The 21443-nt window shown below is 38.8% G+C and carries 20 protein-coding genes, 1 tRNA gene, 1 rRNA gene and 1 pseudogene; 4 read left to right on the forward strand and 19 right to left on the reverse strand.

Annotated elements, in window-relative coordinates; translation table 11 throughout:
• From G608_RS0106625 to G608_RS0106700, 16 genes and pseudogenes are all read right to left on the reverse strand, one after another.
• Nucleotides 1-178: ribosomal RNA gene (locus G608_RS0106625) — 16S ribosomal RNA — on the reverse strand; the annotation flags it as partial.
• Nucleotides 179-906: 728 nt separating this feature from the next.
• Nucleotides 907-994: transfer RNA gene (locus G608_RS0106630), tRNA-Ser, on the reverse strand.
• A 149-nt stretch (nt 995-1143) separates the two neighbouring features.
• Nucleotides 1144-1704, reverse strand: a complete 561-nt coding sequence (locus G608_RS0106635; protein ID WP_026495373.1) for a Fe-S-containing hydro-lyase — start codon at nt 1702-1704, stop codon at nt 1144-1146.
• Between the two features lie 39 nt (nt 1705-1743).
• A complete protein-coding gene (locus tag G608_RS0106640) occupies nt 1744-2589 on the reverse strand; it encodes a fumarate hydratase (RefSeq protein WP_026495374.1) in 846 nt (281 codons plus the stop codon).
• A gap of 15 nt (nt 2590-2604) precedes the next feature.
• A complete protein-coding gene (locus G608_RS0106645) occupies nt 2605-3015 on the reverse strand; it encodes an HIT family protein (protein ID WP_026495375.1) in 411 nt (136 codons plus the stop codon).
• Complete coding sequence (locus tag G608_RS0106650) at nt 3012-3710, reverse strand: rhomboid family intramembrane serine protease (protein WP_051208952.1); 699 nt, start codon at nt 3708-3710, stop codon at nt 3012-3014. The genes G608_RS0106645 and G608_RS0106650 overlap by 4 nt, the downstream gene beginning before the upstream one ends.
• Before the next feature lie 2 nt (nt 3711-3712).
• Entirely contained in the window at nt 3713-4714 is a 1002-nt protein-coding gene (locus tag G608_RS0106655; RefSeq protein ID WP_026495377.1) for an SCP2 sterol-binding domain-containing protein, read from the reverse strand.
• 84 nt (nt 4715-4798) lie between these two features.
• Nucleotides 4799-6124 carry a DUF6382 domain-containing protein gene (locus tag G608_RS0106660; protein ID WP_026495378.1) on the reverse strand — a complete coding sequence of 442 codons (1326 nt, stop codon included), beginning with the start codon at nt 6122-6124 and terminating at the stop codon, nt 4799-4801.
• Between the two features lie 19 nt (nt 6125-6143).
• Complete coding sequence (locus G608_RS0106665) at nt 6144-6620, reverse strand: hypothetical protein (RefSeq protein WP_026495379.1); 477 nt, start codon at nt 6618-6620, stop codon at nt 6144-6146.
• Nucleotides 6607-7071, reverse strand: a complete 465-nt coding sequence (locus G608_RS0106670; RefSeq protein WP_026495380.1) for a hypothetical protein — start codon at nt 7069-7071, stop codon at nt 6607-6609. Before G608_RS0106670 ends, G608_RS0106665 begins: the two co-directional genes overlap by 14 nt.
• Before the next feature lie 34 nt (nt 7072-7105).
• Nucleotides 7106-7966, reverse strand: a complete 861-nt coding sequence (locus G608_RS22320) for a TadE family protein (protein WP_051208953.1) — start codon at nt 7964-7966, stop codon at nt 7106-7108.
• A gap of 52 nt (nt 7967-8018) precedes the next feature.
• Nucleotides 8019-9458 (reverse strand): DUF5702 domain-containing protein, encoded by a 1440-nt coding sequence (locus tag G608_RS0106680; RefSeq protein WP_026495381.1) that lies wholly within the window; start codon nt 9456-9458, stop codon nt 8019-8021.
• Nucleotides 9436-9570, reverse strand: coding sequence for a Flp1 family type IVb pilin (locus G608_RS24415; protein ID WP_242829351.1), 135 nt, complete (start codon nt 9568-9570; stop codon nt 9436-9438). Before G608_RS24415 ends, G608_RS0106680 begins: the two co-directional genes overlap by 23 nt.
• Before the next feature lie 163 nt (nt 9571-9733).
• Nucleotides 9734-11203 carry a type II secretion system F family protein gene (locus G608_RS0106690; RefSeq protein ID WP_026495382.1) on the reverse strand — a complete coding sequence of 490 codons (1470 nt, stop codon included), beginning with the start codon at nt 11201-11203 and terminating at the stop codon, nt 9734-9736.
• A gap of 15 nt (nt 11204-11218) precedes the next feature.
• On the reverse strand, nt 11219-11983 hold the full coding sequence (locus tag G608_RS20225) for a type II secretion system F family protein (protein WP_081677334.1): 765 nt from the start codon (nt 11981-11983) through the stop codon (nt 11219-11221).
• Nucleotides 11934-12281: pseudogene (locus G608_RS0106700) on the reverse strand (CpaF family protein); the annotation flags it as partial. The pseudogene G608_RS0106700 and the gene G608_RS20225, both read right to left, overlap by 50 nt.
• 226 nt (nt 12282-12507) lie before the next feature.
• Between G608_RS0106700 and G608_RS0106705 the strand changes: the two are divergent.
• From G608_RS0106705 to G608_RS0106720, 4 genes are read left to right on the forward strand one after another with little or no spacing between them, the layout of a single operon-like run.
• Nucleotides 12508-13320 (forward strand): ParA family protein, encoded by an 813-nt coding sequence (locus G608_RS0106705; RefSeq protein WP_026495384.1) that lies wholly within the window; start codon nt 12508-12510, stop codon nt 13318-13320.
• Complete coding sequence (locus G608_RS0106710) at nt 13283-14197, forward strand: ParB/RepB/Spo0J family partition protein (protein WP_026495385.1); 915 nt, start codon at nt 13283-13285, stop codon at nt 14195-14197. Before G608_RS0106705 ends, G608_RS0106710 begins: the two co-directional genes overlap by 38 nt.
• Nucleotides 14175-14555, forward strand: a complete 381-nt coding sequence (locus G608_RS0106715; RefSeq protein WP_207637686.1) for a replication initiator protein A — start codon at nt 14175-14177, stop codon at nt 14553-14555. Before G608_RS0106710 ends, G608_RS0106715 begins: the two co-directional genes overlap by 23 nt.
• Before the next feature lie 59 nt (nt 14556-14614).
• On the forward strand, nt 14615-15559 hold the full coding sequence (locus tag G608_RS0106720) for a DUF6017 domain-containing protein (protein WP_026495387.1): 945 nt from the start codon (nt 14615-14617) through the stop codon (nt 15557-15559).
• A 302-nt stretch (nt 15560-15861) separates the two neighbouring features.
• Here the strand turns inward: G608_RS0106720 and G608_RS0106725 are convergent, their stop codons facing one another.
• Genes G608_RS0106725 through G608_RS20235 form a run of 3 tightly spaced genes read right to left on the reverse strand, consistent with a single transcriptional unit; the run spans nt 15862 to nt 21398 of the window.
• Nucleotides 15862-19212, reverse strand: a complete 3351-nt coding sequence (locus tag G608_RS0106725; RefSeq protein WP_051208958.1) for a type I restriction endonuclease — start codon at nt 19210-19212, stop codon at nt 15862-15864.
• Entirely contained in the window at nt 19213-20526 is a 1314-nt protein-coding gene (locus tag G608_RS22325) for a restriction endonuclease subunit S (RefSeq protein WP_051208960.1), read from the reverse strand.
• Entirely contained in the window at nt 20523-21398 is an 876-nt protein-coding gene (locus G608_RS20235; RefSeq protein ID WP_051208962.1) for a hypothetical protein, read from the reverse strand. The genes G608_RS22325 and G608_RS20235 overlap by 4 nt, the downstream gene beginning before the upstream one ends.
• Nucleotides 21399-21443: the final 45 nt, after the last annotated feature.

The following is a 21443-nucleotide window of genomic DNA, read 5'->3' on the forward strand; positions in this document are numbered from 1 at the left end:
CGTTTCCAACTGTTATCCCCCAGTACGAGGCAGGTTGCCCACGCGTTACTCACCCGTCCGCCACTAAGATTTAACAAGATTCTGCCGAAGCTTCATCAGCGTTAAATCTCCGTTCGACTTGCATGTGTTAGGCACGCCGCCAGCGTTCATCCTGAGCCAGGATCGAACTCTCACGTTTAAATTCTATCTAATCACTTAAAGTGACTGGATCGTTCGTCTGACCAGAACTAAAGCTTGGCTTTGTTCTGTCCGTTTTTACCTTGTTAGGTTTGTTTTGTTCTCTGAAATTTCTTTTTGGAATTTTCAGGGTTGCATTACTATTCCATTGTCAAAGTGCTTTGTCTTGGCTTGTCAGCCGCAACTCTGATAGAATATCATGTTTGGCTTTCTCTGTCAAGAACTTTTTTAAATTATTTTTTCGTTCGCTTTTCTGTGTAGACGCTGAAGCCTTCCGGTCAGTCGTTTCTATCACTCGCAGCGAGCGAATATAAATATAACATCAGTGCCTTAGTGTGTCAATTACTTTTTTCAAATTTTTTTAAAATTTATAAAAATTTCTCAAACCCTCGTATTTACTGCGGTTTTGACGACGCTGTCATATATATTTTAGTTTTTCTTTATATTGTTGTTTTAATTGTATATGAATCTTTTAACTACTATATATAGTAGTTATTATATAGAAGATACTTATATCATTATTAGTTACTCTTCACTTTTGGCATTCTTTTTCTATTACTAATATGTGTTTATCTTTTCGGATCAAATAAATATAAAAAATCCTGACTAATAATAAATAGAAATAATCCCGTCCAGAAAATGCAACTTATAAAAACAATTTCTTATCCGGGAACTCATGAGAATAAAAAAATAGAGAGCATTGATTTCAATGCTCTCTGGAAGTTTCAACGGAGAAAGAGGGATTTGAACCCTCGCACCGCGTGAACGGTCTACACCCTTAGCAGGGGCGCCTCTTCAGCCACTTGAGTATTTCTCCATGTCTGAAAACCTCTACCAAACGGTATTTGGTTTTAATGGTCAGAGCTAAATATCTCTAACGCAAAAGTAATTATACAAAGACATTGATGCCTTGTCAACACATCTTTTAAGAAGTTGTAGCTCTTAAGCATCTTGCATTACTGCAGATTATTGAATCTTTTCAGTATTAAACTCCTTAATTGCAGTCTCGTAAAGATTATTACCTGATGAATCTATAACCACAATAGCCGGAAAATTCTCTACTGTAAGCTTTCTGATCGCCTCAGTTCCGAGGTCATCGTATGCCACTACTTCCGATTGCACTATTGCCTTAGATAAAAGAGCCCCTGCCCCGCCGATAGCAGCCAGGTATATTGCCCCGTTTCTGACAATAGCATCTATTACAGCATCTGATCTTTTACCCTTTCCAATCATGCCCTTAAGGCCCATATCCAACAGTGTCGGGGCATATTTATCCATTCTGCTGGCGGTGGTTGGGCCGGCAGATCCTATAGGACGCCCCTCTCTCGCAGGAGAAGGCCCCATATAATAGATGACATTTCCATCCACATCTATAGGAAGTTTTTCTCCATTGTCTATTGCTTCTTTCATTCTCTTATGGGCAGCATCTCGTGCTGTATATATAGTTCCCGATATAAAAACCATATCTCCGCTTTTAAGCTTCGCTATTGTTTCTTTATCAAAGGGAGCGGTGATCTTATATTCCATCAGCTTATTTATTCCTTCCGGTATAAATATATAGTAAGTTTACAAACTAATACTGCGATGCCTGTTCACATGGCAGCAAATATTCACAGCTACAGGTAGACCTGCAATATGGGTAGCATAGGTGTTTATATTAACGGCAAAAGCTGTTATTCTGCCTCCAAGACCGCCGGGACCGATTCCGGTACTGTTGATCCTTGTAAGTACTTCCTCTTCCATTTTTGCTACGTATTCGATATCTGAATGCTGTCCCACGGGTCTGGTAAGAGCTTCCTTGGCCATAAGTGCACACTTTTCAAAGGTACCGCCAATACCGACACCTACAACCATAGGCGGACATGCATTGGGGCCTGCATCCTTTACTGCCTGCACAATTGCATCCTTAACGCCATCTTCACCATCTGCAGGCTTAAGCATGAATACTCTGCTCATATTCTCACTTCCAAAACCCTTAGGTGCTATTGTTATCTCAACCCTGTCGCCGGGTACAATATCATAATGAATTACAGCCGGTGTGTTGTCCTTAGTATTTTCTCTGATAAGCGGATCACTTACTACGGATTTCCTAAGGAAGCCTTCCGTATATCCCTGCCTTACACCTTCATTTATGGCATCTGTTAAACTTCCACCCTCAAAATGAACATCCTGGCCAACCTTTATAAAGAAGACAGCCATTCCGGTATCCTGACAGATTGGTATAGTATCACTGTCTGCAATCCTAAGGTTATCCTCAAGCTGAGACAGTATTTGCTTTCCCAATGAGGATTCCTCCTCTCCTCTGGCCTTTTGAAGTGCAGCTGTCATATCCGGCGAAAGTCTGTGGTTAGCCTCTATGCAAAGCTCCTTTACAGCTTCTGTTATTTCTGATGTATTAATCGTTCTCAAAATATTCCTCCGCTATTATCAGGCCTTAAGGTTTTCACACAGAGCCTTTAATTCTTCAGCGGACGGCTCGGTGGGTTTCCAAAGTATGTGCTGACCATCATTCTCATATCTGGGAATAAGGTGCAGGTGGAAATGATTTACGGTCTGGCCTGCTGCCGCACCGTTGTTCTGAACAAGATTAAGACCATCTGCAGAAAGCTTTTCTGTCAGAGTCTTTGCAAGCTTCTTTGCAAGCTTCATAGCTTCTGCTGCTGTATCCTCAGGAAGCTCATACAGATTTGCGTAATGCTCCTTGGGCAGAATAAGGCAATGTCCCTTTGTAGCAGGTCCATTATCAAGGATTACATTGAAATTCTCGTCCTCATATATTGAATTTGTAGGAAAAACACCATTTGCAAGCTTACAGAAAATACAATTATCGTCCTTCATAGCCACTCCTCCATCGTGTATTCTTTTTTGAATATTTTAGTTATTAAAAATGTAATAATGATTCCACCAATCAGTCCGCCAATATGGGCTGCATTATCTATATTCTCTTCTCTAAAGCCGCTATATACTGAAAGACAGATAATAGCTATCAGTCTCCCCAGCAAATTCGAACCCGGCCTTAGATTTTTTCTTCCATATATAACAATGATTAAAACTGCACCAATTACGCCAAAAATAGCACCGCTTGCGCCAAGGGAAGGAGTAAGGTCATTTCTTATGACAGCATCCATAAGACTCACCATATCCCCTGCTAATCCCGATATCAGATACACGAAAAGATAGCTGATGTGTCCGAGATCATGCTCAGCATTTGCACCTATAAAGAACAATATCAGCATATTGCTACCGATGTGTTCTAAGGATGCATGCAGAAACATCGATGTAAATAACCTGTAATACTCCTGATTCTGGAAAAACCTGACAGGATCAAAATCGAATCTGTCCTGAAAATCATAACCTGCAAAGAAGCCATAAACAAAGATGATTACATTGCATGCAATAATCGCGATATTTATATAGGAAGATAAGAAAATCTGAGTCTGTCGCTTCCAAAAGCCCTGCATAGGATCCTCTTCTAAGCGATAATCCTCATTTTCCACCTCTTCCACCAGGTTTTCATCATTGTGTTCTTTCAATATTATTTAAAATCAAACAGCTGATCCATATTTCTCAGCAGTTTGAAATCTCCCTTCATCTTAAGGTTGCCCTCCATGAAAGCTCTCTGGAAGGTCATCCTGCCCTGAATTATCTGCTCAAGAACAGAGGTTGTCATGGATGCATGCACATCACTGCCGCTAGCCTCCTCAGCCTTGCACTCAAGATTCTGATTTTCTACTCTAAGCAAAATATCTCTGTCCTTGGTCTGATCCGTAAGTGTAATGTGATAAACAGCATGAAGCCCTGCAACAGGTTTAAAGTGGCTCTTAAGCTTACCCATAAAGTCTTCAATATGTCCTGCAGTCTGCTCTTTATCCATCTTATCTCTGAAAATATTACTCAGCTCTGCTATATCTTTTTTCTGGGTCTGCACGTATTCATCGTTGGAGACATATCTTGAAAGCTGCTCAGTCTCCTGCGGTGTCAGATCTGTTATTTTGGTAATGGCAACGCTGTTCTTAACAGCCTGATTACTAGTGGGCAGGGAATCCATTTTCTGATTCATGCTTCTGTAGATATTCTCGGCCTTTTTCTCTATGAGCTTCTGATAGCTTTCGTTTCTCTCAAAGGTTGAGGTATCAGCCACATAACCACAGATACCATCAAGAGGTATTCCGCCAAGCATCTCCCAGGCACAGGCAAGCTCCATCATGCCCTCACGCTCCCCATGGGTTGTGGACATTACAATAGGTGCCATATATAAGCCCTTGAGCTTATCCTCATCGCCGTAAAGCCAACATGCATCGAGAAACTGGTGCATGTATCCGCCTATTCCGAACCACTCTACAGTAGAAGCTAAAATAATACCATCTGCGCCTTTAAGTGTTCCGGGCAATGCCGTTATTCCGCTTTTATGCTCAAAGAGATTAAATTGTTCGACCTGAACATTGAGCTCCCCAAAAACATCCGACATTCTGGAAAGAACACCAAGAGTCGGATCATCGATAATTCCTCTTCCGCCATAATATATATTGATTTTCATACCATACCCCATGTACATGATTTAGAATAATCTAAATCACATTATACCACAAAGCAGATTTCTGAAATATACGAAGGCTCATTATTATCTGAATGAAAAAGCACATTTACCAAAGGATATCTCATCATCTGCTGTAATGATTCTCTTTTCGTTCGGAAGAAGTCTGATACCGTTAATGAAGGTTCCGTTCTTGGAGTTCAAATCCTGAAGCATCATCTCTCCTCCTATACTGAATACTTTTGCATGCATTCTGGATACTGTAGGATCCTTTATAACCGCATCGGCACAGGAAGAAAGCTTACCGATAACAACAGGAAGATTATCCAGAGGAATATTCTGTATTCCATCGGTTGCACTGTACAGTTTATGCATTTTCCCTGCAAAATTGAAATTCAAAAGGACTGTCTCTTCATTTTCATCATCCTCTTCCGGTGAATAGACTGTATCCTGCATATGAACAACCGCAGGAGCAGATTTCACCTCAGTAATTTCTTCGGGTTTTGCGTCCTCATCATCCTCATATTCTTCATCATCCTTATGCCTTTTGCTTTTCCTAATAATCGTTTTATTACTGCCGGATGCTTTAATGGTCTTAATGAAGCAGATAAGCGACATCATAACGGATACCATAAAGACTACAATATCAAGGAGGTTTTCTTCATAAGTCAGGATATATACTGCTCTGATATACCATAGCGCTCCGGCAACCATCGCAAAAAGTGCAGCCATTAACATACTGGCTCCAAGAGGGAGCTTTATGCCTATGCCCTTTCTTTTTTCATCAGCCTTAGCAGCTTCAACTTCATCATCTGAATCCTCCTCATCAATGTCATCTTCAGAAAATACACTTTGACTTATAAGAGTATCATCAACAGACTTCTTCTTTTTAAGAATTTCACCGATTACCATGGAAAAACACGGGCCATCCGGCTTAATTCTTTCGCAGATATCATAAATAAGCTCCGAAGCCTCCTGATCATTTATATCAATCATTTCAAGGAGGGATACAAAAAAGGATTCTGCATTCGAATTCTCATAGTCCGGGTTGTATAAAAAATAAAAGCTTCCCGTTGTTAAATCCTCAAAAATATAGTCTCCTGCAAGCATCAGATGATTCTCATCCAGGAAAAATCTTGATATTTCCTCGGTCACTTCAACAATAGAATTAAGGAGTTTTTTAAGCTTTTCATAAGGAATCCTGCGATTAGAGTACATGTTTGCTATGCTCTGCTTTGAATCTATCTCATAATATATGGCTGTCTCGCCGTCCATTCTCCTTATGGTAAAGGGAATTATCCCTTTTACCTGGTTATTTTCAAGCATCTTGTACTGATAGCTGTCAGTATCAGCTTCATCTATCTTAAGGATAAGATAATTATGAAGCGCTTCTCTATAATACTTTATGTCCATTTATGAATCCTTTCGTTTCTTACTTTTTACTGGCGACTTTCTTTGCTACGTCCAGAGATCGTTTGTATTTTCTAAGCTTTCCGGCAGGGTCTCTAAGTCTTACGGATGCCCTGGCACTTCCTTTGAATGTGGAAGGCAGGGCCTTAAAGTAGCCGGATATGGCATTTGTCTTTGTAGAAAAACTACCTTCTGTCACTAACCTATCTCCGCTTTTTGATGCGGATATAACAGGCTTATCAGCACCAAAATATCTAGCTCCTGTCTTACTTGCGGCTTTATCTCTTACATAATCTGTTTCCGAAGAGTATCCCTGTCCCTTTGATAAAAGCTCCGCCCGAAACCCCAGAATATATACATCCTGGGATAATAAGCATCTTCCGTAAAACCAAAAGGCCAGATAAATGATAAATGCCATAATAAAGGTTGCTGCCGGAACAATGAAGGAAGCTTCAACAGTCATGTAGGCAGGAAGCTTTTTCTCTTTAAATAAATGCAAAGGAAATTACCCCCATTCCGGCTGTCAGATATGGCAGAAATGCCATCTTACTCTTAAGAGATGCCTTCCCGGATATCAAAAGGAAAATACTGCCTATTGCCGAAAACACAAATGCCATGGTAATACCCGCAAAGGCAAGCTCCGAACCAAAAACAGGACCTGCTGCAATGACCATAAGGCCGTCGCCTATACCAAGACCAGTTTTCAAAACACAGGAAAGGGCCAGCATAATTGCACCGGGCAGAAGAGAAAGCGCCATGGTAAAAATGCCTTCTTTAAGATATATAATGCTGTAAAAACTCCATATTACCGATATAAGCGCACATGCCAAAGGATATATGATATCTATTTTCCTGCTGCGCATATCCTCAAATGCTGATATGAGCATTATGAGTAGTACTGCTACTCTGATTAATGTCTCAACTATTATTCTTTCTTCAATGATTTCCATATACTAATAACCTCGTAAATCTATCTATGTGCATTTATCCGCATTCTTTGCAGGCCCTTCTTCCTCCTACTTCGGAGAGCGGAACGGTTTTTACATTCCTGTTTATGGCGGAGCACTTATTCGTGCTGTGATATCTGTTTCCATAATTTGTAATGTACACAGTACCTCCTGCTTTCTTGCCGCAGTATTCACACGGATAATACTTTGAACCATCACTGCTTCTTTTGTTACCGATATTGCTTTTGGGGCAGGATTGTACCGAAACCTTTAGATGTGAACAGTTAATATTTCTGTGGTAAACACTGCCATTTTCCGTTATGTATACGTATTCCTCTTTTTTACTTTCATCATTGCCATGGCCGCCTGTAGGATCATAGCCCGTAAAGGCATGACCGTAAAATCTGCTTTCAACAGTAAAATCCGTGAAGCCTGCAATTCCTATAAGCGGATGTACCTTATAGGAAGCTACTATATCGATGATGTCACCGTCTGATCTAAATGCAGTCTGTAAAAAAGAAATGCCACCTGCTCCGCCTCTTATACAACTGTTTTTTAAGTAATCTTCTCCCAGATATGCCTTTACCTTTTTGGCTGCAAGCCCGCTTGTCAAAGCACCTTCTGCATAAGATGCACCTTTACTTTTTTCATTACCTGTAAGCATATCCGCATAAGCTGCCTGTTCCATAATCTGACTCCCCGTTTGATGCAGAGCAGCCTCCATATCACACTGTAGCCGCAAAATATCAAAGGCTCCCAGTATATTTATGAAAAAGAAGATAAAAAGAGGCAGAACAAGTGATGCCTCGACCGTTATTGAAGCGGCCGGTGACGGCCTTTTTCCTGTAAAAACCCGGAGAAGCAGGTCCTTTATTATTGATATTTTTCTTGATTTCATGTTAAATTTTCCTTTATTTGAAAAAGGCCATAACCGACCACTCCAACTGATATCATCCCATTTCATAGCTATATATTCTGTCCACTTCAAAGCTTTTCATTCCTCTGGAGGAAGCCTTAAAGTCAGCCTTGAAAGCATCAATACAATTATCTATTTTGAAGCTATCGTTACCTTTGGTGCTTCTTACATTCATCTCAATTACATCCATGAGCCTCATTGTTTTCTTGCCGTCATTTTCCGTAAGTATCAGCATTCTGAGGTAATCCTCATATTTAAGACCGGAGCCTCCACCGTCTTTTAGGTGATCGCCAAATGAGAGCATGGCTTCCAGCGAAAGCCTCCAGCTCTTTGCCGTTTTAACAAGCGGCACCTTTCCGCCTGTAAGCAGAATATGAAGGTCTGAAACACTCTCTGCAAAGGTCCATGACAGGATTATTGCAGTTTTAACAATCTCACAGAGCTCCGGCATGGCTATAACCGCCGATGCTGTAAGTGCAAGTGCTTCTGCTTCCGCAAGCTTAGATTTATCCGTCATGATATATGCAAAATTTGACGCCTCTCTCCAAAGAAGAAGCTTCTCTGCCACCTTCTCAAGGTTTTTGTAATCGCTGTCCTTTCCCGCATAGATGTATTCAAGCTCGTATTTAAGTCGTGAATCATCCTTCTCAGCGCCGTAGCAGGACGTTTTCTCAAAAATGTATTCGTTGAAAAGTGCCTTTTCTGATGCTCCCATCGAAAACTTATCATCCAGTCCCGTTCCTTTTGACAATGATCTATGGGATGCATATAGATCGCTATTAATTGCAGCTGACGAAATTTTTGACATATCGGGGGCTGCAAGAGTCAGAATCCCTAATCTCCTTTTTGATGCAACCGACTGGGCAGGATTATCGATATCAATTTCTTCATCTTCCCCGTCGCCATCGGTATCTGCTGAATATGTTTCGGAAATTTCCGAATTATTCTTGTTTACCTTTTTCTGAAAATCCGTGGAATCATAGCCTGTCTTATTAAGATCATCCACATTTTTGCTGACGTTCTTCACGATTTTTCCGATGGCATCCCCTTCCATGTATGAAAGGATTTGCCTTTTTAATACTGCTCCGCCATTATCTGATGCAACAGAATATCCGGTAATGCCTGATTCAAGAAGCTTTGCTGACATATATGTCTTTCTTCCTGTGATGCCTTTGTCAGTAAGCTCAAAGTTTTTCCTGAAATAATCCGCAAGATGCTCCTCTACATTTTTTATTGAACCGCTTTTACTTCCATAGGAATCATCCAAAAAGAGCAGCCCATATCTGTCAAAAAGCTCTCTGTTATATTCGCCGAGTACTGAATTCATTGATATATCCGAAACAAGCTCTGTTTTCATTTTGACCGCACCTATCCGCGCCCCGGAAAGGAGCGCAAGAATAAGTGATAAAATCACGGTCATTGAAAGTGAGAGATATACTGTAAGGTATCCATTAGCCTGTGACTTTAGCTGCATCTGTGTTAATTGTTTTAAATATCTCATGAACAAGACCATCAAGCTCCTTTTTAAAGATGATAACCAGGCCGATCAGCACCACGATGATAAGAATGACCTCCACTGTGCCCATTCCTCTCTCATCAAGAAGAAATTCCTTTGCCTTAAATGCCAGATAATTTCCTCTGTCTCTTACTGTTTCGATTACTCCTCTTAATCCTTCTTTTACTCTGTTTTTCATTTTTCTCCTCCTAATATGGTTAATAATTTATTTAGTAACACTCTTGTGATTACTATCAGAATGATAAATATGCGGGAACCATGATAACTATCATTACAATAAGCAGCATCATTATCATGGGGACAAGAAGCTTGGTCCCCGCTTCTTCGCCAAGCCTTCTGGCGTAGCTCATGCGCTCCTTTACTGCTTTATCCGCTTCTTCTTTTAGCAAAAATGCGAGCTCACTGTTTCCTTTTTTCAGATTTTGAGACAAAAGTGTCACCAACCTGGTGTACTGCTGGGCTCCGCATCTTACCCCAAATCTCTCATATACAGAAAGCTCTGATACTCCGCTTTGAAGCTCATTTGATGATTTTTTAATCTCTTCATATAAAAAGCTTTTGGCGCCGCCGCTATCCAGCTCTTTCTTATACTCCTCTGAGAAAAGCTCAAGAATGGCTCTCACTGATAAACCGGCCCCCATATAGAGGACAAGCCTTGATATGAACTGCGGATAATCCAGAATCAGCTTCCTTTTTCTCTCTTCCACCGCTTTATCCAGCTCCTTATCCTTAAAGACAAAGATTAGCGCTGATGAGATAATGACCAAAATAAGTATCATGAGACTGTTGTCATCTATAGTCTCTGAAAATATCAGCGACTTTCCCAAAACCTCACTTGGAAGCTCGAAGCTTTCCTTTTCTCTGCTACCTTCCTCTGCCTTTATCAGCTCCTCCTGAATTTTCTTTCGTAAAAAATCCGCTCCTGTGAGTTCCCTTTCATAAACATTTACAAAAAACTCATGCTCCCAGTTCATTTCCAGATAAGATATCTGTGCTGTTAAAACCACCAGGGCTCCTTTATCCGGAATCCCTTCTCCTGCAACCCTTCCATCGTAGGAAATTACATCACAGTCATCCGTTTTCCAGCTTATTTCAAAGGGATATCCCGGCACCTTTGTCACAAGATTAAGGTCCTTTTCTACATGACTTAAATCCTCATTTTCACCAAGAATTATCGTAGGAAGCTCCCCTATCAGCTTTGTAAACAGCTCCTGCGCCTGCTTCCTTGTATAGGCTCTCTCTTTAACAAGCAGTTCAAAATCGCCGTAGCTTTCACCGTCTTGACCTGTTACCGTAAGGGTTTGTGTGGTTTCGCTTTTGTCATATCCATTTCTTATGAGAAAGCCCTTTTCATCAAAAATGTCACTTCTTCTGGCCTGCAGATAACATACGGCCGCAAGAAATGAGCCCATGGTGATAAGCATCAGCGTAAAGCCAATTTTTCTGATGTAGTACTCACCCTGCTCCTTCTCCACATCAGTCTTGGAATTAAGAGCCTTTAAGCCGCTTTCGACCTTCTTCCTTGAAGGTGATCTATAGAAAAACCTGCTTTCTTTAATAAATCTTCTGTACAGAAAGGCAGCTATTTTATTAAAAAGGGTGCTTATTCTGTCCTTTGATAAATCTAAGGAAAGCTTCTCTTCAGCAGATAAGAGATATAAAAGTCCCATATATGCCGGAATCATCAGATATAATGCTATCAATGCAAAACCTCCATATTAAATCTCTATCGTTACTATCTTCTCTATCATCAGATATGCAGCTATGTAGATAAGAAGGCATACAGTCATGACAAACACGCCAAGCACATTTCCATATAAGACATCAAAAAATCCCGGATTTGTCAGTCCTACGTATGCCATTATTCCAAAGGGGACCATTTCCATAATCTGCGCCTCCATACGCTTCGCGGATATAATCACGTCTATCTCATTTTCCACTTCCATTCGTTTACCGATTACATCCACGCACCTCTCTATGGTCTCAGTCATATTTCCGCCACTTCTCTTTGCTACGGCAAACACTCCCGCAAACTCTGAAATGTCTCTGTTTCCTGATTTTCTGCCAAGCTTACGTATCATTTTTTCCACGGAGATATTGTTATTTATACCCTGGTGAATAATCTCCAGCTCTTTGCAGATAGGAGCATGCTTTCCGTAGAGAAGCTTCATATCGTGCTTTGCTTCAAGAAAGGAATTCTCCACTGAATATCCGGCTTTTTGAGCAGTGGACACTGCCATCATGGCATCCTTAAACTGTATGCCAAGATCGTGGTTGTCTTTTAGTTCTTTTTTCTTCTTTTCATGAAAAAACCAGGGTACCGAAAGAGGCAGAATGAAGACGGATACGGCAAATGATCCGTAAAAGAGCTTACCTGCAAGAAGAAGTATCAAAACATTTCTTAAAAGAATTGGTATATCAGATGGCACATATCTATATCGTAAGGCCTGCTGCCAATAGCTTTTCAACGTTTGTAAGATCATTTTCTTTTCTCCACTCACCTATGACTTTGTTATTTTCATCTACTCCGGTCTCCTTAAACCGGTACAACGTACGCATTACTATTTCTCCGGTCTTATCGTCCAGCTTTCCCGTCAGTTCGCATATTTCAAGCACCTTCCTTGTTCTGTCACGAAGTCTTCCAAGCTGCACAATTATGTCGATTCCCGATGCAATCTGTCCTCGTATCGCACTTAGAGGAATGTCCATTCCCATTAGTACCATGGTCTCAAGACGGGAAAGCATGTCAGATGCACTGTTGGCATGACCTGTTGACATTGAGATATGCTCCTCTTACACATCTTGACCCGAATAGGGACAAGGTGTTTTTTTTCACCTTTCAATACAATGCACCTGAAAATAATCAATTAACCATCAGATGCTATCTTAGGTCCATTTGAAAAGGGGTAATGGTGAAAAAACATTTGAAGTAAAGAAAAATAAATATAGTGTTCAAGTAAACACAGAAAATACGTTTTTAAACATTTCATAAGGGAGGATTGTTAAGATGTGCAAAGTTATAGCCGTAGCTAACCAAAAAGGGGGTGTTGGTAAGACTGTTACCAGCGTAAACCTTGGAATAGGACTTGCAAGAGAAGGCAAAAAAGTCATGATCATTGACTCAGATCCACAAGGCAGCCTTACGATCAGTCTTGGGTGTAAGGAACCTGATAGCCTTGATTATACTCTTGCGAACGCCCTTATCAACATCATAAATGATGAGCCTACAGACATAAATAAGGGTCTTATCCATCATGTGGAAGGTATTGATTTAATGCCTGGAAATATAGAACTTTCAAGTTTGGAGATAACACTTACAGGAGTTATAAGCAGGGAAACAATCCTACGGCAATACGTTGAAAAGGCTAGAAATATGTATGACTACATCATCTTGGACTGTGCTCCATCACTAGGGATGATGACCATAAACGCGCTGGCATGTGCAGATTCAGTGATAATACCTTGTCAGGCGGCATATCTCCCCGTCAAAGGACTTCAGCAACTGATAAAGACCATAGGCAGGGTAAAACGTCAGCTCAATCCCAAACTTAATATAGAAGGAATTCTTATTACAATGGTGGATAACCGCACTAATTATGCAAAAGATATCAGCAATCAGATCTATGAAGTATATTCATCTAGCATAAAAGTATTTCCAATAGGGATTCCATTATCAGTAAGGGCTGCGGAGATCAGTGCTACAGGAAACAGCATATACGTATATGATCCCAAAGGCAAAGCAGCATTTGCTTACAAAGAGCTAATCAAGGAGGTTATGAAGAATGACGAAAAGAGTTGGTCAGACAGTAAAGCTGTCTAGTATTGAAGAACTCCTTGGTGTTCCAAATACCGAAGGAACTGTGGATCTCGATGTGCAAACGATTTATCCGTTTGAGAACCATCCTTTCAAGGTCGTTGATGATAAAAAAATGAACGACCTTGTGGAAAGCATAAAAGAAAGAGGCGTACTTACACCAGTCCTTGTCAGACCTGATGATGAAGGAACTTATGAAATGATTTCCGGTCATAGAAGACTTCATGCAGCCAAGAGAGCTGGGCTGCGGAAGATACCTGCAATCATTAAAGAAATGACAAACGATGATGCAACCATTGCCATGGTAGACAGCAATGTTCAACGAGAAGAAGTTTTACCGAGTGAAAAAGCATTCGCATATAAGATGAAACTCAATGCTATCAAACATCAGGGTGTTAAAAGAACTTCACCCCAAGTTGGGGTGAAGTTACAAGCAGCAGATATCGTAGGTGAAACATCTGGAGTCAGTGGTACACAAGTTTCAAGAATAATCAGGCTTACAGAGTTAATTCCAAAGCTTTTAGATATGGTCGATCAAAAGAGACTTGCTGTAAATGTTGGTGTGGAAATTTCTTTTTTAAATAAGAACTATCAGCAATGGCTCTATGAATACATCCATGAAAATGGCATGCTCAAGCTTAAACAGGTTATGGAATTAAGAAAATACCGCGATGATGATTCACTCACTCAGGAACAGATGATAGACATCCTTATCAAAGGCAGGGCAACATCACAGACAAGAAAGAAAATAACCATTACTGAGCATAAGCTCAGCAAGTTTTTCCCAGCAAATTATACACAGCCAGAGATAGAAAGAATCATAGTAGAACTTTTGGAACAATGGAAACAAGAACATGAAAGTGAAGAACAGAATAATGCTTGAATACTATTACGGAGCACAGTCCAGGCAGTATGCCTCGGTGGAGATACCGAAGGAACTCCTGACGGGGAAGGATTTTTCTTCCCTGTCACCATCATCAAAGGTGCTGTACGCAGTACTACTGGACAAGATGCATGATGCCAAGAAAAATAACTGGTTTGATGAGAATAACAGGATTTACATCATTTATCCACTAAGAAAGATTGAAGAAGATATCAATTTTTCAAAGCATACAATTATTGACTGCATGAATGAACTAGAAGAAATGGGGCTAATTTGCAAACTTCAATCAAAAGGAAAACCTAGCAGAATTTATGTAAAAAATTTCAACAAAAGACATACATTTCAACTAATAGGGTAGTGCAAAAACTGCACCACTAAAATAATAGAATGGAAATAAAATGAAGGGAGAAGAAAAGCTTGAACGCAAAAATCGTTTTTGACTATTTTTATGGTCAGGAATCCGAAATGCATACATTTTACAGAATTCCAAAGCTCCTATTTGATAATTCATATTTCATGGATATGACAAATGATGCGAAGATCCTGTATGGACTTATGCTGGACAGAATGTCATTATCACAGAAAAACAAGTGGTTTGACGAGCAGAACAGGGCATTTATCCTGTTTTCACAGACAGAAGCCATGAATCTGATCAAATGCAAAAAGAATAAGGCTATAAGCTTATTCAGGGAATTAGAGAATATTGGACTTGTTGAGAGAAGAAAGCAGGGGCAGGGGAATCCGGATAGATTATATCTAAAGGATTTTGTTGAGAGAGATACAGAAAAGAACCAGAGGTTGGAAAAATCAACTTCAGAACAAGATGAAAAAGTTTCAGAGGTTGGAAAAATCAACCGGTTGGAAAATCAAACTTCTAGTAGTTGGAAAAATCAGCCTCTAGAAGTTGGAAAATCCAACCCTAATTATAATAATATTAATAATACTAACAAAGTAATACTAACAAATCATATCTCTTCGATAGAGCCTGATGCGAATGATGAATATGAAGCATATTCCGAGATTATCAGAGAGAATATATCACTGGACATCATGCTGGAACGCTTTCCTGATGATAAAGAGATTATTGAAGGAATCTATGACCTTATCCTCGAAACGGTGCTTTGTAAAAATGAAACTACCTGGATTGCCAAGAACCAGTATCCTACCAATTTTGTAAAATCCAAGTTTCTCAAGCTTAACAATCTGCATCTCGAGTATGTGATGGAATGCATGAGAAATAACACAACAAAAATCAGAAACATGAAGAATTATCTTCGGTCTACACTGTTTAATGCACCTTCGACCATGGGCAGTTACTTCCAGTCAGAAGTCAGTCATGACAAGGCTTGTGGAATCATTTGAAACCCGAAGATAGATGAAGGACATTATGTTAGCAGTTATTCTTATGCCACCTGGCTTATTACATTGAATTGCAAAGATGCATGTGGCAAGGTTTGCCTTTGCTCAACGCAAAAATAGGAAGATCCGTGCCGGCGTTCATGATACAGAACACGTAACCTAATAATGACCGGACTAAATAGCTCATATTTAGTATAACGGTGTTTGAATGCGGAGCAGTGGGAGGGCCTGGCTTCCCAAGAGATATAACATTAATAGCAAAAACCTGAGATTGCTCCTTAGGCTGAACAATCTCAGGTAATCCCTTAGTTCAACTGTGTAACATCTATATGTCCTTCTCTAATAACTTTAAATAGTAAATCTGATAAGTCTTTGTTCGTTATATCAAGTTTGCTTAACTTATCTCGTACATCTTCGTCAACCTTTGACATCGCGTTTTTAAGCGATTTATTAAATCTACCTGTAGAAAGTATCACATCTATTGAATTTGTCGGATTCTTTATTTGTGCTGTCAAAACAGGATCAAGAATCATCATAGCATCTGCCATAACATTTATTACTGCGGCACCACTTTGAGGTTCAGAATCTTCGCCAAAAATGCTATTTATTTTCTTTAGCAGTTCTTCAACGAGTATCTTATTATTGGAATTAACCGTTTTGCCATTTCCTGCACTCATAGGATGAAGAAGTACGGGGTCTTTCCACTTCCCTTCAATATGAATAGGATCTGAAAGTCTAAAGTCTTTTAAAACCAAATTTTTAACATCTATATCCTCTGCCCCAGCTCCGCGCAATGTTCTAGAGAGAAGCTGGACGAATTTATGAAAAACTTCAAGATCTGGATCACAAATATCAATCACCTGAGAAATATAGTTATAAGAACTATAGTACTTTCTCAAATCGCGCTTAAATGCACGAAGGTTGAGCAGTTCGTCTTGAATCTGTCTTAATCTAAATTCCATAGCATCTTTACTATCGGGATTTTTGACTATTGCTTCTTCACATTGCCGCTCCTCATTATGATAGCTCTGATATAGATTATTCCATTTGTCAGCTGGCTTTATGATAGCTCCATATAGCTTCCGTCTTAAATCATGTTTATCATTCTTATTAACAATATCCCTTTGTGCAGAATAATAGACCTCTTTAAAATTAGCAACATCATTATCATAATAGATATCTGCTGCATCTAGTCGTCTTTTTATTTGGTAAATTATGTTCAAATCCTGAGCTTTTTGCATCTCTGCTCCTAAATCATATAACTTAAAAGCCTTTTCTACTGCATCCGGAGCGTTGACAAAATCGACAATAAACACATCTTCTTTATTTTTATAGATTCTATTTAAACGCGAGTAGGTTTGAACAATTTCAACTGGAGAACCTATTTTTTTATCAACATACATCGCACATAATTTGGGTTGATTAAACCCTGTTTGAAACTTATCCGCAACAATCAATATTTTTCGTTCTCGACTTTCAAAAGCATCTTCTATTGTTTGTTGCCCTAATCTGTTAAAGTCCTCCTCTTTATATTCATAGTCAGCTTTAATCGCTGCAAACGGATTGGTTTTTATTCCGTATTTTTCAAAATCTATCGTATTATCCGCGTCTAAGATAGCTTCTTTACCTAAGACTTTGTTTGAAAAGGCAACAAGTGGATCTCCTGGTGCTTTAAATGACAAAGAATCCATTATAGGTGAATATTCAGGATGTGCCTTAATATAAGCATCCATGGCTCTTTTATATCTAATTACAGCTGCTCGCGATGATGTCACTACCATTGCTTTTGCTTCACCGCCTAACATAGTAACAACATTTTTCATAAAATGATCAACTATAAAAGCCGCCTTTTCCATTACATTTGTTGGGTGCAATGAATTCCACTGTGCTATACTTCGCCTTGCAGTCTTTTCATCAACCGGTTTATCTGTTTTCACTTTTTCTTGAATATTTCTAAGCGTTACATAATGGCTATATCCTTTAAGTACATCCAATATATATCCCTCTTCAATTGCTTGCCTCATTGGATATAAATCAAATGATTCCTTAAGCTCATTTCCATCCTTATCGTATTTTCCGTAAAACCTTCCAAATGTCGTTTTTGTCTTATCTTTAGGTGTAGCGGTAAAAGCAAAATATGAAATATTGGAAGGTAAAACATGATTTGACTGTTGCTCAGCAAAATATTCGTTTATAACATCCTCATCCGTTACCTCTGCTTCATCTGCAGGATTTCCTGCTTCCTTAAGTGCTGTATTTAACGCCGTGAATGCTGTACCCCCTTGAGAAGAATGTGCTTCGTCTATAAGAACCGCAAAACATGACCCCTGTAAACTCTCATTGGCGATAATTTCTTCTATAGCATATGGAAATGTCTGTAACGTCACTATTATTATCTTTCGTCCATCCTCAAAAGCCTTCGTCAACTGTGTTTTTTTGGCTCCGGATTTTCGTGTAACATCATCTCCTCCAATCATTTCTATTGCTCCCATCGTTCTGTTCATTGGAAGTTGTTTGATGGTTGCTTTAATATTTGTATCAAGATTAATCCTATCGGTGACAATAACTATATTTCTAAAAACATCTTCTTTTGTCTCTATATTCTTAAGTTGAGACAACATATAAGCCGTCCAGCTTATCGTTTCTGTTTTTCCACTACCAGCTGAATGTTCTATTAGATAGTGCTGCCCCACTCCATATTTATTTATATCTTCAAGGATTTTCGAAACACATTTCCATTGATGGAATCTTGGAAAAATCTGCTTTTCTTTAGGAATTAACCTACCCTTTTCATTCTTTACTATCTTTCTCTCTACAAATACAAAATCATGGAATATTCTTATCCAACTTGATTTTTCACAAACATCATTCCAAAAATATGATGTGGGATAGTCATCATCCCCCTCCTCGAATGGCTTATTGGGCATAAATAATCCATCTTTATCAAAATAACCTTTATTGAACGGTAAAAATACAGGCATACCTTTTCTTGAATCAAGATTTGTACACATCCAAATCTCGTCTTCAGAAATAGCAAAATGAACAATTGCTCCTCGCCTTGGCATAAGTAAATTATATTGATTACCAGAAGATGGATTATATGGTTTTCTATCATTTATATACTGTACGATAGCATCTTCTACTGTCTGGCATAATTCTGTTTTTAATTCTGCAGTAGCAACAGGTATGCCATTTATAAAAAACACTAGATCAATTTCGTCGCTCCCACCATCATCTTTATATCTGCATTGCCGCATTACCCTGAGGATATTATTCTCATACATTTTCCTCTGTTCTGCTATAGTATTATCAATCGGAACATTTCCACATAAATAAATAGTGCCATATCCTATTTCTTTAAATCCATCACGCAAAACCGCTATTGTTCCATCTTGATCTAAGTGGTCAGTTATTGTTTTTAAAAGATTTTTTTCCCAATTGGGGGATTTCTTTTTATCATCAATAAATTTCTTATTCGAATCATTCGATTTTTCAAGATAAGAAACGACATCATTTAAAAAGATTGCTGATGTTGGATCAAACCCATGACTGTTTTGGCTTACTACCCAATCTCCAGTTGTTTCCAGCTTCTCTGTAATGTATTCCTCTAAGTTTTCTTCAGTGTGTATATTATTTCGCACAGTTTTGATTGTCATTTATTTTTCCTTTCTACAATCAATCTTTCCAGTAACAGCATCATAAATGACAGATTTACGATATTCTTCAAGCTTCTCAATTGCTAATTGCTGTCTACTTACAGCTTCATCTGTCTTCGAAATAAATTCAACTAGGTATGCACTAATTCTTTCTTGTTCTTCTTTCGGTGGATTAGGAACCTTTATTCGTAGCAATTCATGAGGATAGGTTCTCCACCTCATTTTCATAAGACCATGACCGTTCAAATAACAGTCCTCATTAAACTGAGTATATCTGAAATAGCTGTTGTAATATGCCTTTGACACATTAGCCCCTGGTATTGCTCGATAAACATCATAATCAGGACTAGTTACTCCATCGTAATCAGAATAAGCTATAGCTCCCATCCAAGCCAATAGCTTATTAACTATAATATCGTTCTTTTTTACCTTTTTATAATCTATCACTGTTGTAGCTTTGTTTCCGCGTTCTTCAAGTTCATTTCTTGGTTTAACACCTATAGCAGTATATAGCGAAAGTAATAAAGCATCTGGATCTTCATTCCTTTCGTCTACGGTTCGAAACAATGATGTCAATGGAACAAATCCCCAATGTTCAGGGATTTCCTTAATCCATGGGCTAGCAACTGACTTGAGTTCGACATTTTTGTCAATCCCTTTTGTTACAACTTCTCTTATAACTGCTCTCTTATACTCTTCTATTCTCTCTATGATTTGATTATGTCGTCTAATAGCTTCATCAATCTGTGCTGTAACTGAATCTAAGTAGTCTGTTATCGCATACTGTACTTTTTTAGATGGAAGCAAAACATATGTGTTTTTTAAAGTGGTTTGTGAAATTGTGTAAAGCTTAACCTCCGTAAGTTGCTTGACGATTTGTTCCCTCCATGCTTCAGTACGCATAAGATATGCAATATACTTTGTGTTCATATCCTTTTTTAATTTCATAGTAATAGTGTGGTATCCTGAAAAAATAGGATCTTCCGTGCTAATTCTAACTGCATTACCACATCCTGCTATATCTTCAGATGTATCTGCCACGATGATATCATTTTTAGACACTAGTGAATTACTACTAGTATTTATGAAAGATTCATCAACATATCTAATTAGTTCATCATCAATTTCTACTCCGCTGCACGTTTTAGCATGAATCTGTCCATAACTAATAACCGGACAACCAGTCTCTTTTAAATCCGATTTAGTTATTGATAATCCTTTACCAAATGTAAAAATACTTTCTAGAGGAACTTTTTCCCAATCAGATGGAACCTCACCAGCCCATGCGCATTTATATGTATTTGAATCAATCATTTCAAAAATCCCTCCATAAATGATTCAAGTCCGTTTTCGAGTTCGAGAATTTCATCAGCAATTTCTCTTGGCTTACGAGGTGTATCATAATGATAAAAATAATTATTAAAGGATATTTTTGTTCCCACTAGACCTACTTTATCGTCTCCCATTCCCGCCATTTTTTCTCCAGAATCAGTAACACTCATGTCAATCCATGTGTCTGGAGCATATGGCAATACTTCACGTTGCATATATGAATCAATTTCTTCAAGATAAGGAATATCTTCATAGTCTTTTAACTCAGGATCAGGAACCATGTCACCATTTTTGTCTAAACAGATATCGTAGGAACTATCCTTAACTCCATATACTGATATCATGGCGTTAAATAACTGCTTATTTGTTACAAGTTTTTTTTGCTTTTCAAATTTAGATCTTATTGTGGATACAAAATCATCTAATTCCTTATAGACAACAATTTCATCACTCTTTTCATATATATACTCCTGAAGAATCTTCTTATTTGCGTCTGTCAGCCCTTTTACGCCAGTAGATTGCATCAGCATAGCAATTTTCTTCTTATCATCATCCAGCAATATTGCTTGTCTAAGTGGTCTTAGCGTAGTTATTCTACGATACATAAACTCTTCGACTGGCACTATCACACTTTTTCCATGATCATTCCCATCAATATATGTTTTACAAATCCAGTCCATTTGCACATCTGAAATATCAACTCGCTTCCTCCCCAAGTTTTTTCGTCTCACCTCATACATATCTGATGCATCAATAAGCTGAATTTTCCCTTTTCGGCTTGGTACTTTATTATTGTTTAGAATCCATAGATATGTAGAAATTCCCGTACTATAAAGTATGGGTAATCCACCCATTGTCTAAACACTCACTTCCCCTGATAAACACGGGGGTTCAGGACT

Origin of the sequence: Butyrivibrio sp. WCD3002 (assembly GCF_000424265.1) — a bacterium.
Classification (GTDB): Bacteria; Bacillota; Clostridia; order Lachnospirales; family Lachnospiraceae; genus Butyrivibrio.

Excerpts from the sequence above, each read along its gene's own strand:
- G608_RS22325 (WP_051208960.1), bottom strand. The coding sequence starts at position 20,526 with ATGATTGATTCAAATACATATAAATGCGCATGGGCTGGTGAGGTTCCA.
- G608_RS22320 (WP_051208953.1), bottom strand. The coding sequence starts at position 7,966 with ATGAAATCAAGAAAAATATCAATAATAAAGGACCTGCTTCTCCGGGTT.
- G608_RS0106725 (WP_051208958.1), bottom strand. The coding sequence starts at position 19,212 with ATGACAATCAAAACTGTGCGAAATAATATACACACTGAAGAAAACTTA.
- G608_RS0106655 (WP_026495377.1), bottom strand. The coding sequence starts at position 4,714 with ATGAAAATCAATATATATTATGGCGGAAGAGGAATTATCGATGATCCG.
- G608_RS0106660 (WP_026495378.1), bottom strand. The coding sequence starts at position 6,124 with ATGGACATAAAGTATTATAGAGAAGCGCTTCATAATTATCTTATCCTT.
- G608_RS0106710 (WP_026495385.1), top strand. The coding sequence starts at position 13,283 with ATGACGAAAAGAGTTGGTCAGACAGTAAAGCTGTCTAGTATTGAAGAA.
- G608_RS20235 (WP_051208962.1), bottom strand. The coding sequence starts at position 21,398 with ATGGGTGGATTACCCATACTTTATAGTACGGGAATTTCTACATATCTA.
- G608_RS0106645 (WP_026495375.1), bottom strand. The coding sequence starts at position 3,015 with ATGAAGGACGATAATTGTATTTTCTGTAAGCTTGCAAATGGTGTTTTT.
- G608_RS24415 (WP_242829351.1), bottom strand. The coding sequence starts at position 9,570 with ATGGGCACAGTGGAGGTCATTCTTATCATCGTGGTGCTGATCGGCCTG.
- G608_RS0106680 (WP_026495381.1), bottom strand. The coding sequence starts at position 9,458 with ATGCAGCTAAAGTCACAGGCTAATGGATACCTTACAGTATATCTCTCA.
- G608_RS20225 (WP_081677334.1), bottom strand. The coding sequence starts at position 11,983 with ATGATCTTACAAACGTTGAAAAGCTATTGGCAGCAGGCCTTACGATAT.
- G608_RS0106705 (WP_026495384.1), top strand. The coding sequence starts at position 12,508 with ATGTGCAAAGTTATAGCCGTAGCTAACCAAAAAGGGGGTGTTGGTAAG.
- G608_RS0106635 (WP_026495373.1), bottom strand. The coding sequence starts at position 1,704 with ATGGAATATAAGATCACCGCTCCCTTTGATAAAGAAACAATAGCGAAG.
- G608_RS0106670 (WP_026495380.1), bottom strand. The coding sequence starts at position 7,071 with ATGGAAATCATTGAAGAAAGAATAATAGTTGAGACATTAATCAGAGTA.